The 12,395-nt window shown below is 47.5% G+C and carries 4 protein-coding genes, 1 pseudogene and 1 riboswitch; of the genes and pseudogenes, 2 read left to right on the forward strand and 3 right to left on the reverse strand.

The window, feature by feature from the left end:
• Positions 1–377: 377 nt before the first annotated feature.
• Positions 378–2,084: pseudogene (locus tag HPS56_RS04725) on the reverse strand (arabinan endo-1,5-alpha-L-arabinosidase); the annotation flags it as partial.
• 15 nt (positions 2,085–2,099) lie between these two features.
• Positions 2,100–2,567, reverse strand: a complete 468-nt coding sequence (locus HPS56_RS04730; RefSeq protein ID WP_172274672.1) for a T9SS type A sorting domain-containing protein — start codon at positions 2,565–2,567, stop codon at positions 2,100–2,102.
• A 143-nt stretch (positions 2,568–2,710) separates the two neighbouring features.
• Positions 2,711–2,899: riboswitch (cobalamin riboswitch) on the forward strand.
• A 217-nt stretch (positions 2,900–3,116) separates the two neighbouring features.
• Between HPS56_RS04730 and HPS56_RS04735 the strand changes: the two genes are divergently transcribed.
• Positions 3,117–9,431 (forward strand): DUF4465 domain-containing protein, encoded by a 6,315-nt coding sequence (locus HPS56_RS04735; RefSeq protein WP_172274675.1) that lies wholly within the window; start codon positions 3,117–3,119, stop codon positions 9,429–9,431.
• A gap of 158 nt (positions 9,432–9,589) precedes the next feature.
• Here HPS56_RS04735 and HPS56_RS04740 read toward each other — a convergent pair whose 3' ends face one another.
• Positions 9,590–10,720: a hypothetical protein gene (locus tag HPS56_RS04740; RefSeq protein ID WP_172274678.1), complete on the reverse strand. Its 1,131-nt coding sequence runs from the start codon at positions 10,718–10,720 to the stop codon at positions 9,590–9,592.
• A 386-nt stretch (positions 10,721–11,106) separates the two neighbouring features.
• Between HPS56_RS04740 and HPS56_RS04745 the strand changes: the two genes are divergently transcribed.
• Positions 11,107–11,910, forward strand: a complete 804-nt coding sequence (locus HPS56_RS04745) for a TrmH family RNA methyltransferase (protein WP_172274683.1) — start codon at positions 11,107–11,109, stop codon at positions 11,908–11,910.
• Positions 11,911–12,395 lie beyond the last annotated feature (485 nt).

The following is a 12,395-nucleotide window of genomic DNA, read 5'->3' on the forward strand; positions in this document are numbered from 1 at the left end:
GTGGTTACTGTGGCGTTCATAGCAACGCTTCCTCCGTTTACTTTCACGGTCATGTCAACTTGCGCACCGTCCATGTCTTCGCGGAATGTATCCCAATCGTAGTCGTTTTTCATTCCTGCCGTACGCATGGCATCTGTGGCAAAATCGCCCCATCCGTAGCTGTCGGCGCGCAGCACCATGTATTCCTTGTATCCGCCCGCACCTCTTTGCTTTCCGTTTGTCAGTACGAGCAGCCAGTTGTTCCAGTTCTCGGCCTTGTCTGTGTAGTTCTTGAAAGAGAAGTTGAATTCGCATACAGACTTTGTCGATGTGATGTAGGGAGTGAATGCGGTCCAGAATGCGGTCTTGTTGTCCTCGCTGCCGTAAGTGGAGTGGGGCTGTGTATTCTTTCCCCAGTATGTTTTCTTTCCTCCTGCCGCATATCCTGCGTATATTATGGTGGCGGCTCTTGGTGTAGCCTCCCAGTCAGCCTCGCGGCACAGGTTAAGTTTCTGGTTGCCTATGGTGAGAACGTTTGTTTGCTTGTCGAAACTCCATTTCTGTCCGCTGAACGGTGCCCCGAGCACTTTGTGGTCTTTAGTGAGGGTTATCAGTGTTGATTCGTTTTGTTTCTGGTACGTGTATTCAAGAATGATGTTTTCCCATGTTCCGGCTATATCTTCATCGGTTATTTCCGTTTGTGGCACGGCTCCATAGCATTCAGGCATCACGAGAGGCCATCCGTCGGCAGTCCACATAATCTTTCTGACCTGTCCCATCATGATGGCATTGCTGTATTCGTCACCGTAGGCATTGCTTGGCAGGCGTCCCTGAGAAGAGTAGAACCAGTTGTCGTTTCCGTCGTTGAACACTGCGCAGTGGCTTATTCCGACCCATCCGTATCCCTGTGAGAAACGGTAGGGATGTGTGAGTAGCGGATAAGCGTCTCCACCGCGGTTGGTCACGTCTGTTCCGTCGATGCCATAGTATGGCCCGTCAATGTTGCGAGAGCGCACTACGCGTGTGTTGTATGCCACGGCCAGTTCGTCGCAGGCCATGAATAGGTAGTAGTATCCGTTGCGGTAAATTACTTCCGGTGCCTCGGCTGCCTGCCAGCGGTTGTTCATCTGCCTGGTGTAGATACGTTTGCCGTATGCCGATATGTCGCCCCATGGCATTCCGGGTTCTTTCTCAGGCATTCCTGTTTCAGGATTTAGTTTTACGGCAGGAAAACCTGAGTGCCACGAACCGTAGACGAGCCAGTGTTCCCCTTCAGGTGTTATGATGTATGACGGGTCTATGGCATTCCATTTGAAGTAGCAGTTGGCCCAGTCGTCAGCCTTTACGTTGAAGTTCAGCTGTTTGTCTGATGCGTTTGTTATCACATATCCCTTATCCTTCCAGCTCGATACGTCATCCGGTGTCGATGTTTCCATCATTCCTATGAAGGCTCTTTCTCCCCATGTGCCGTCACCGTTTATTGTTCCGGGGCATGTTATGGCGTAATACATGCGGTAAAGGCCGCTTTTTACGCGTCTGACGCATGGTGCCCAAAAACCGAATTGGGTGTCGTCATTGAAGTTGGCCGGACTGTCGGGCAGTCCCATTGCCGCACGTATCTCATTAAGTTTCTGCTTGACCCATTTTGGAAGTCTCGGCATTGTTGTTCCGAGAAATTCCCAATCTACAAGGTTTCTCGAGCGCCGGCACATAAAGTGTCCGTGTCCGTTGTGGGCATTTCCGAAACTCGCATCGGTGGTATACATGTAATAATAACCGTCGTCGGCACGCATGACAGAAGGATCGTGTACGTTTGCCAGATTCCATTTGCTACGTTGGCTCCATCCGCTTATGTCGCGGTAATAGTCGCCATATTGAGGTGCGACATAGTCGTCGAGCCTGTCTTTTAGCGGTTCGGCTTTTATGGATTTGATGTTGCTGATGTCGATTCCTCCAAGTGTCCAGGTGTTTATTCTTTGGTTGAATGATATGGCGGTGTTCTTCATTTTTGTCTTGGTGCCGTCTTGGCTTTCCACAATAAACTGTGCATTTACTGTCAGGCTTGCCGCAAGCATCGCTGCCATTGCCTTATATTTCATTTTCATAGTCGTGTCTCCTCCTTATTTCTTTATAAATTTTACGGCAGCCTTTCCTGCACGCAGGATGTATATCCCGTCGGACAGCCGTGTTATGTCTATTGTGCAGTCGTTTCCGGTTATTGTTTTCTCTGCAACCTTGTGTCCGGCGGCATCGAATATTGCGGCTTTTGTACCGTCTGCACATCCGGTGAGCGTGAGGCGTCCATCTGCATATCCGTGCAGCATGGGACCACTGTTGTTTTCCTTAATACTGCCGATACTTGTCGGGTCCACCTGTTTGAATGTCACCCCGTTTGTGTTGCGGATGATATTTCCGTCGTTACATATCACGGAGAATGTCTCTTCATTGTCGGATGCCAGCATAAAGCCGACATTTTTCATTAGTACGGTAGTTCCGCTCTGCGGTTCCACCAAGGCCCATTCGAGTGTGTTCTGGGCGTTTGTCACCGAGACACATAATGTTAGGAATGAAAGTAGAAGTTTTTTCATAATCGGTTGTGTTATTGCAGATAAGTGATTATTTTCCAATGCCGCGAAGTTACTTAAAATTAATGTAACTGGCAAATAAGATGACAGGAAAGTGTTTCCTTGGAAAAAAAAGATATTTTATTTTTGTTTTATATAAAAAAATATTACCTTTGCAACCGCAACGGTTCATCTGTTTAAAGATGATTAAAAGGGAAACGGGTGTGAATCCCGTGCAGTCCCGCTGCTGTATTCCGTCCTTATCGGGAGCGAACAAAAAGCCACTGACATTTTTTCGGGAAGGCGTTCGTATCCGGACGGTAAGCCAGAAGACCTGCCTTGCTTTCAGACTTTTCCGTCTCGAGGAAAGACGAAGAGGTTTAAAATAAATATATGATGTGTTTGGTATAAGGCGGAGATTGTCGTGAGCGGACGTCGATAAGTTGGTTCATTGACATATTTCCTTTAAATAATAGTATTATACATACCTGTGTCCGTATTCCACGGCATCTCTGCTTTTATACCATTTAGTTCAGCTGCAAGACAGATAAACATTATATTAATTCAATTTTTATGGTACAAAAGTTCATTTATCAGCTGTCTGCCATTATTGTCATGCTGCTTTGCGTGTCGCCATCAGCGCGTGCGCAGCAGGAAGGCAACGTGGTCACACAGCTTCAGTTCGGCAAGCAGGTGATAACCGTGCCCACCGGACAAGAGCTGACATTCTACGACCCTAAAGGTACGGGGCCGATTTCAAGCAGCTCGTCAAACAACACCCATTCGCTCACGGTGTTCAAGCCGGAAGAGGAGGGAATGGCCGTTCAAGTATGCTTTGAGCAGATTGACGTAAGGAATGACGGAGCATCGTATCCGGGAGAAGTCAGAGCCTACAGCGGTAATCCCGATGCCGATGATTCCTTTGAGTGGGCGACAGGCGTATACGGAGCATTCAATACTCTTCCTGAAGGCAATGTCATTAAGACATACGACGGTGAGTATTCACATGACTCTATTTACTCTACATCACCGGACGGTATATTGTCTGTTGGTATGCTGTGGCGTTATGCCAAGCGTTGTGAAGGATGGGTGGCAAAGGTTAAGGCCATTAAGCTTACGGAGATGGAGGTTACAGGTGGCGGTACTGATTATTCCGTTGTTTCGGCTTCACCGTCGGCAAAGACAAATGTTCCATTTGCCGCATTTTACCTCGATGCTGCCGGAATAACGTCTCCCGACCGTCTTACTTCCGTCAGATTCAAGATGACCAAGAATGCTGCGGGGATAGATCCGCTGTCACTCAGACTTTATTCCGGTAATGTCATAACAAAAGATTCGCAACCTTTGGATGCCGTAGTGGCAGCTGATGGTGATGGTTGGCACATCACTCTCGATCACATCTTATCCCAAGGTAAGAACATGTTTGTCATTGCCGGTGATTTCCCGTTAGACGCCCCAGTGTCGGCTTCAGTAGAGATAGAGGTGACAGGATTGACAACGTCGGCCATGCCTGATGGAGTGACACCGTTTAGCGGTACCGATCCTGTTGCAGTACTTAATCCTGCCATTGTGATGATTGCTGAAGGCGAGACAACGGCTACCGTAGGCGATACTCCTTTGGCATTCTATGATGACGGAGGGGTTGACGGACAGATAACGAAAGGCTTCAAGGGAATTATCACTTTTGTACCTGAGAAACCGGGAAAGAAAGTGATGATAGACATTAAGAGCCTGAAACTTTATGAAGGTTCCGTTTATTACCAGTATCTCAATATATATAATGGTAAGGAGGCTGTGCCTGAAAACCTTGTGAAACGGATGAAGAACGGCAGTACGGCTATTGTTCACTCTTCTTCTGAAGACGGGGCATTGACTGTGGAGCTCAGCCACAACGGACTGACAGGGTTCACGGCCGACGGTTTTGAGGCCACGGTAAGCCTGTTCGAGCCACAGCCGATGACGCTTGACTCAATCTTCGTTTCACAGGTTACGGAAGGTACTGTCTGCGCAGGAGACACCGGTCAGCCGATACTCAGGCTTAATTTACGTACGTATGATACTGAGCCTGTGCTTACTGCCACGAAGTTCCGCTTCACGACCAACAATACTTTCGATGTGATAACCGGAGCCGCTCTTTACTATGGCCGTGCCGATGACAGATTCTCTGCAATGATAAGAGTTGGCGAGGCTGAGGTGAATGGAGATGTCTTCGAGATAACCGTATCGGAGCCAGTGGCGCTTGTCGAGGGTGAGAATCATTTCATGCTCGTATACGATATTGATAATATGGCCGTGAACGGTAAGAAGATAGATGCCGCACTTGTTTCCGTTGTTGCAGGCGGTGAGACCTTTACACCTGCTTTGGGAAATCCTGACGGTGACCGCACCGTGGAGAACACCGTATATTCACATGCCGGACAAGGCACGGTGACAAAATCGGTGAATGGAAGTCTTGCGTTCAGGACACAGCCTAAGGGCGAATATTCATCCGACTATGAGGCCGGTACCGATGACCGCATCAACACATTCGTACCGATGCACGATGGAATGATGTGCCAGATGGACATCACAAAGTTCGACCTATACTATGGCTCGTCGTCATACCAGCCGAAAGCAAAGTTCCGTGTATACAGCGGACAGGGTACTGACGGTGAGCTTCTTTGGGAACTGTCATCTGCAGACCATAAGACAACGGGACCGGAACGGATTCTCCGCTCCACATCATCAGATGGGGCGATTACCGTAGTGTTCAATCCCAATGAGAGTGCAACGTACTATACAGCGAAAGGTTTCGAGGCGGTTGTGAGCGAGTATAAGTCGCAGCCTATGGCATTGGATACTGTTATTGTGGCTCAGACATCCACGGATATAGTCTCTCCTGGAATGAAAGACCAGGCCTTGCTTACAGTGAATGTTGTTACCGCGGGCGACATAGATCCTCTCGCGCTCGACAGAATGAAACTCGGTCTTAAAGGGTTGCAAGGAAACATTTCACGGCTCAGCCTGTATGCGGTGGGGGCAAAAGATATGGAGCCTGTTGTCGGTGCAACGCCTGTGGCCACTGTTGCTGTTACGGAAGAAACGGCAGAGGCAGTGCTTGTTCCGGAGCAATGTAAACTTAGGGAAGGAAGCAACTATTTCCGTATCACTGCCGATGTCAGTGACGGTGCGGAAAGCGAGGGACTTGTCGATGCGTCTGTAATTTCCTTATGTCTCAGCGGTAATGAAAATGATATTGCCGGAGGCGATCCGGATGGAACGCGCACGGTGAAGGATGTGTATGTGATGCATGCCGGTGACAATGGGGAGATTGTCGTGAAACCAGGGCGTAAGATTCTTTTCTATGACAATGGAGGCGCGTCTGGAAGTGCATCCAAGGGTTTTGAGGGAAAGGTGACGTTTGCTCCCGGTGCCGAAGGTGATGTGATAAAACTCGTTTATAACAATATAAAGCTCGGCTACAGCGATCATCTTTATATATATGACGGCACTGTGGCTGAAGGTGTCGGGCCGGTAAAGGATTATTCCGGTTCAAACATACAGGATAGGGAGTATGTTTCGGGTGCGGCCGATGGAAAGGTGACTGTAAGGTTTGTGGTGAAGAGCAGCTATAGCCTGCCTGACTTCGAGATGGAAGTTTCGTCATACCGCAGGAAAGCCAAGGAAATAGCGGCGGTGAAAGTGGACACCGTTGCCCCCGCAGGAGTGCTTCGCGGACAGCAGGATGTTCCAATGTTGCGTGTGGCGATGACTGTTGAAGGCGACTATGACACTGTGTCTGTCGTAAGGTTTACTGCTTGTAGTAAAGATGTGAAGGCCGTGAAAGTCTTCTATACAGGAACAGCAGATGTTTTTGCACCGACATGTCTCTATGGTGTTTGCGATTCTCCTTCTGAAGGACAGGTGGATATTGCCGGCAAGACATTCATTACCGAGAACGGCATACACTATTTCTGGCTCGCTTATGATGTTGATGCCTCAGCGGAGATTGGAAGCAGACCGGCTGTTTCTCTCGGTTCGATCACAGCCGGAGACAATACTGTTACTATTGAAAATGCAAATGCTGGGGCAACGGTGAGGGAAGGTGTCCACGGCATAATCACTGTAGGAGCCGGTGCTGACTTCGGCACGGTGCAGGGGGCTGTCGACCATATCGCGGAAGGTATCGACGGTCCGGTGGTTATAAACATCATGCGCGGTATATACAACGAGCGTGTGAACGTGCCTGATATTCCCGGAACATCGGCAATCAACACCATCATCATACAGAGTGAGAGCGGCTATAGCGATGTGAAGATTTATCACAACAGTTATGACGAGCCAGACTATTCCGATGACAAGATGTTCCACGAGTACGGAGTGTTTACCATTTCCGGAGCCGACTATCTGACGTTACGCGGCATCGAGCTCACTACGGCAGATATTAAGTATCCGAGTGTTGTTCATGTGAAGAACGTAAGCCGTCATGTCACTGTGGACAGCTGTTATGTTCACGCGGAGATGACCACAAGCTACTCCGATGACATAAACCTTATTTATACTTACGCAAAGAGTGAGCCTAATGCGAACAACGACTATCTTACTGTAAGAAACTCTCTGCTTGAGGGCGGGTATGTCGGTGTGCGTTTCACCGGCACGAGCACATTGTCGCTGCCCAAGCAGGTTGGCGGAATAGTAGAGAACTGTGTTTTCCGCAATCAAGGTTCAAAAAGTATCTATGCTTATGACGAGCTTGGCATACGCATAGCGGACAACATTTTCGAAAACAATGCGTCCGATGCGTCAACGTGCTATGGTATCGATTTGAATGTGCGTGAAGAATACAGGGAAAGCACTGTTATAGAAAACAACCGTTTCAACTTTGCAGCCGCCAAGGCAGCCATTCCCGTTTATATCCGCGGTATCAAGGCATCGGCATCTGTGCCCGGATTGATTAAAAACAATGAGATTGTGCTCAACAGCACTGCCAGATCAAGTGCCGGTATCGAGTTCTCAGGTCCGTCATCCAATGTGAACATCGCACATAACACCGTCCGTGTCAGCGGCATGTCTTCTAACGCCGTATTGTGGTTCAACGACGACATGGGTGAGGGCGTCAGTGTGGTTAACAACATTTTGCAGAACGAGTCGCACAGTCCGGTCTACAGATTCTACCGTGCAACAAATATCCCGACTGTAAGCTTCTCAAACAACATGCTTTTCACCAACGGCACTGTGTTTGCGTATGCTCAGGACGACATTGCAACCTTTGATGACTGGAAACAGACGTCTTCTTCAGATGCCGGAAGCTACAACGACAGCACGGTATTCCTCAGCAACGTCATACTCGAGCCGGCTGCAGAAGGAAATCTTCTCAATGCCATTCCATTGGCCTATGTGGCAGAGGATATTGACGGCACGCGGCGTTCCTCAACAGCCCCGACCATCGGAGCATACGAGTATAATCCGGATGCGGCTACAGCTGTTCCTGTACCGGAGGACGGTTTTCCGTTTGTTGGTAATATTACGGACTCAACGGCCGTGGTATACGTTAAGGCCTGTCTCAATGGCAAGGCATACGTGACAGTCAGGGATGCTGATGTACCGGTTCCTGCGAAGGATGAGGTGCTGGATGCATCCGCAGCATTAAACATCCGTAAAAACAAAGTGGCTTCGGCAGTTGCAGATACATTGACAAAAGACCGTGAATATGTGGCATACGTGGTGCTGGAAAGTCTCTACGGTATCACTTCAGACGTGATTGCAACCGACAGGTTTACGGCAAATGGAGAACCTGTGATAGAGATTCCTTCTGTAATCGTTGATGCTGAGGGAAGTACTGTGGCTAAAGGCGAAGCAGCCGTGTTTACGGTTACTGTGCTTGGAGGCACGGCTCCGTTTGACATCCGTTGGATTGACGGCAAGCACAATGAGATAGCTACGGACGAGATTGTGATGCTTGGCACTTCCGCATTGGAATATATCCCCACGGAATGTGACGACTACTATGTGACCGTGACTGACGCCAACGGCAAACAGGCAACAGATACGTGCCGCGTGATTTTGACAGGCGAAGCAGTTTCCGCTACTTTCGAGAATCTTTGGCTTGCGCCCGAGAGTTCGTGGAGCGGACCCCACACCAAGGGAAATGTGGTGTCCGGACTGTATGGCGATGAGATGCACGGCTCGTTTGTGAGCGGCTCGTATTCGTTCTCAAATGTCTACAATCTCTCTTACGGTTCGTGGAGTGGATTTGCTTACTCTAACAGCACGTCAAGTGATTTCATTACAATGAAAGACCAGTATAATTCCGTCACGGGAAAAGGCTTTGACGGATCGGATAACTATTGTGTGGCGTTTACGTCGGGTACTATCGGTATCCTGAATGCGGAAGATGGTGATGAGCTGAGAGGATGCTATGTGACTAACTCCGCATATACTCTGCACACCATTCTCAATGGTGACAGCTATGCCAGGAAGTTCGAAACGGGCGACTGGCTTAAGGTTGTCTTCACCGGAAAGCATGCCGATGGCACAGAGTCTTCTGTTGAATACTATCTGGCCGACTACCGTTCCGACAATATTGCCGAGCATACTTATGCGAATAAATGGGAGTGGGTAGATCTGTCACCTCTCGGAAAAGTTGTTTCGGTGAGCTTCACCCTGGACGGTTCAGATGCTTCTGCATGGGGGCTTAACACTCCGGCATACTTCTGTATGGACAGTTTCAATGGAGTCTCGCCCCAAATACCCGATGGTATTGGGTCTGTTTCTGGAAGCAACGGTGACGGTGATGTTCGCGAGATTGCGCGCCACACTCTTGACGGACGTCCGCTTGCATCTCCGGTGCCAGGTGTTAATATCGTTAAGATGAGCGATGGCACTACAATAAAGGTAGTGGTAAAGTAAGAACCTAAGTTACAAATTGTAACTATAAGAATAGAAAGAGTCGTGCCAAGCTCTGTTTTGAGAATGGTACGACTCTTCTTTTTTGCCTTTAAGGATGTTCAAGTTTCAAATCAAAAGCTAATCTAAACTGAAATTGAGTTTTGTCACAACATCTTTTTCTATTTGTTGTAATAATTCTCCCATCTATAGTTTTCACTGACTACATTCATGTCTTCATGATACATTTCCATGTTGGTAATATCTGTCATAGAGACAGATTGCGTTTTCAATGTTTTGGTCTTGTAATCAATGATTTCAAATGTAACCTTGGCCTTGTTGTTGGACAGGAATGAGTATGTTTCCTTTTTCAATACCGTGCCATACCTGCTTATTTCTTGCTTATATGCCAACAATCCGTTTTTATACGCACGTTGATGTTTGCTGCCATCTTTCCGTGTGATTGAATATACATTTAAGTCACCTGTTCTTACAGGGGTGAAGACAAGATCCTTGTCATCAGGCTCTATACATGGGTCACGATGCCATACAGTCTTGACAATGTATCCATTCCGATAATCGGATTCCACTGAAGGCATGTAATCGGCAAATCGACACACCTTATATTCCGGCAAATTATTTCTTTTGGGTGTCATCACGGCATGGAAAATGTAAAAGCCGCCATTCAAGTCACTTTGCCAGAAATATCGGCAAGGCTCTACCGAAACACTCAACTTATACCCGATGGGAGCAACAATACTGTCTTTACCATATACTATATAGGCTTTTACAACATCTCCGTCCTTGTCATATTCGATGTTTGTCTGTTCATATTTCGTTGTGTCAGGATGTTCGTAGTCTATGTTGGCTATCATCTGACGAAAGCCAAGATACCCTTCTTTGGTTCTTCCGTAACCGGTGCTGTCTGATTCCAGACCTTCAAAGATTTCATACTCGTATCGAAGAAGATGCGCCAATCTTCCTTCATTGTCATAGTCATACACAAGAGTTTGTGCATAGCATTCTGATGCCCTTGCAATCGTCGCAATCGTACGTCCTTTACAATCAAAGAATTCCGTCAGACTGTTTTGTGGAGCATATTGCAGGCGGTGAACGGCATACGAACCATCTGAAAACCGAACGGAGTCATATTCTATCAATCCACAATAAATCATTGAATCCTCTTTGTCCGTATTGTATGGCATACTTTGTTGCTGCTTGAAATAAGTTATGCTTATATCTTCTTTTTTGTTGCAAGAAGCAACCAATAGTAGTGTCAGTCCTAATATAAATAAGGTATAACAAGTTTTCATAATCGTTTCCATAAAAATTAGACATATCCCGTTGCTATGTCTTCGTCCTGTCTTGTCGATTGTCGCGAATCTTATCTCCATGTCATTATTCTTTTTGTTTTATGACAATTATAGAGTCAAATGTAACCTCTTATATATCTGTAACGTGACATTTTCGACTATATTATTTCAACAACAAAGAAGTTTTCTCCGCAACTCTATGAAATCCTCTCGTTCCTGATTCTTTCTCTTGTAGTCCGGATAAGGATTCATATATAGTTTTTACTTTCTTTATTCACATAATAAGGCAGACAAAGAGCCTGTCTTTGTCTGCCTGGAGTTGCATATATCATTTAAACTGCCTACCTTTGCATTCCGTGTAAAAGTATAACAGGAAAAAAATATATATGGCAGTTATTGAGATATCAACTCTCGGGTATCCCGGAGTGGAAGTGTTCGGCAGGCTTACTGAGGCGCAGTTGCGTAGCAGGGTAGAGCCGGAAAAGGGAGTGTTTATTGTGGAGAGTCCGAAGGTCATACGTGTGGCTCTCGATGCCGGGTACGAGCCTCTTGCGCTTATGTGTGAGAGGAAGCATATTACGGGTGATGCGTCCGATATAGTGGAGCGGTGTGGTGACATTCCCGTATATACAGGCGACAGAGAACTGCTTGCCAGACTCACCGGCTATACGCTCACCCGCGGTGTGCTGTGCGCCATGCGGAGACCTAAGCCGGTGTCAGTTGGCGATGTGTGCCGCGGAGCCAGGAGGATAGTGGTGATAGACGGTGTTGTGGATACTACCAATATCGGAGCCATATTCCGCTCGGCCGCCGCTCTCGGTATCGATGGTGTACTGCTCACGACTACATCGTGTGATCCCCTTAACCGTCGTGCGGTGCGCGTGTCGATGGGGTCCGTGTTTCTTGTTCCGTGGGCGTGGCTCGATATTCCGTTGCCGGAGCTTGGCCGCTATGGTTTCCGCACAGCGGCCATGGCATTGACGGATGATTCACTTACCATCGACAATCCTGTGCTTGCGGCAGAGCCACGCCTGGCTATTGTGATGGGAACAGAGGGCGACGGGTTGGCCCATGAAACAATCTCGCAGGTGGATTATGTGGTGCGTATACCGATGTATCATTGCGTGGACTCACTTAATGTCGCCGCCGCTGCCGCTGTGGCCTTTTGGGAGTTGAGGGCGAAAGGATAAAGTGAATGAAAAATTAGAAATACTTTTACATGTTGACATATATGTAAAATTCTCTTTCAATGAATAGGCCATTCATGCTTGATGAACATGCCATTCACGTTCGATGAATGGCATGTTCATTGAACGTGAATGGCATGCTCATTTTTAGTACACTTTTCGTTGTTGCTAATAGACTGTAAATCAGTGTGTTATAGGGATTGTGAAAACAAGCAAAAACGAGCCGGGAAATGGTTGCGAATTTTTATTACAGATAGTGGCGCTTTATTGTTTCTTTTCGTGAAATTTATGATGTTTTCCGTTCTTATCTTATTCAGCCTTGAGTAGGGATGTGTCTTTGGCACGTGTCAAAGGCATTGGCATTGACGTATGACAAAACACCGTACACATCGCAAAGCGATGTCCCTACATGGGGCGGTGCTCTGCATACCCACCTGATGCTTCCACAACCCATCCCTTTTCCTTCCCTTTGGGGAAGTCAGGAGGGG

The organism is Xylanibacter muris, from assembly GCF_013166605.1.
GTDB classification, from domain to species: domain Bacteria; phylum Bacteroidota; class Bacteroidia; order Bacteroidales; family Bacteroidaceae; genus Prevotella; species Prevotella muris.

Coding starts and splice junctions, on each gene's coding strand:
- HPS56_RS04730 (WP_172274672.1), bottom strand. CDS start 2,567: ATGAAAAAACTTCTACTTTCATTCCTAACATTATGTGTCTCGGTGACA.
- HPS56_RS04735 (WP_172274675.1), top strand. CDS start 3,117: ATGGTACAAAAGTTCATTTATCAGCTGTCTGCCATTATTGTCATGCTG.
- HPS56_RS04740 (WP_172274678.1), bottom strand. CDS start 10,720: ATGAAAACTTGTTATACCTTATTTATATTAGGACTGACACTACTATTG.
- HPS56_RS04745 (WP_172274683.1), top strand. CDS start 11,107: ATGGCAGTTATTGAGATATCAACTCTCGGGTATCCCGGAGTGGAAGTG.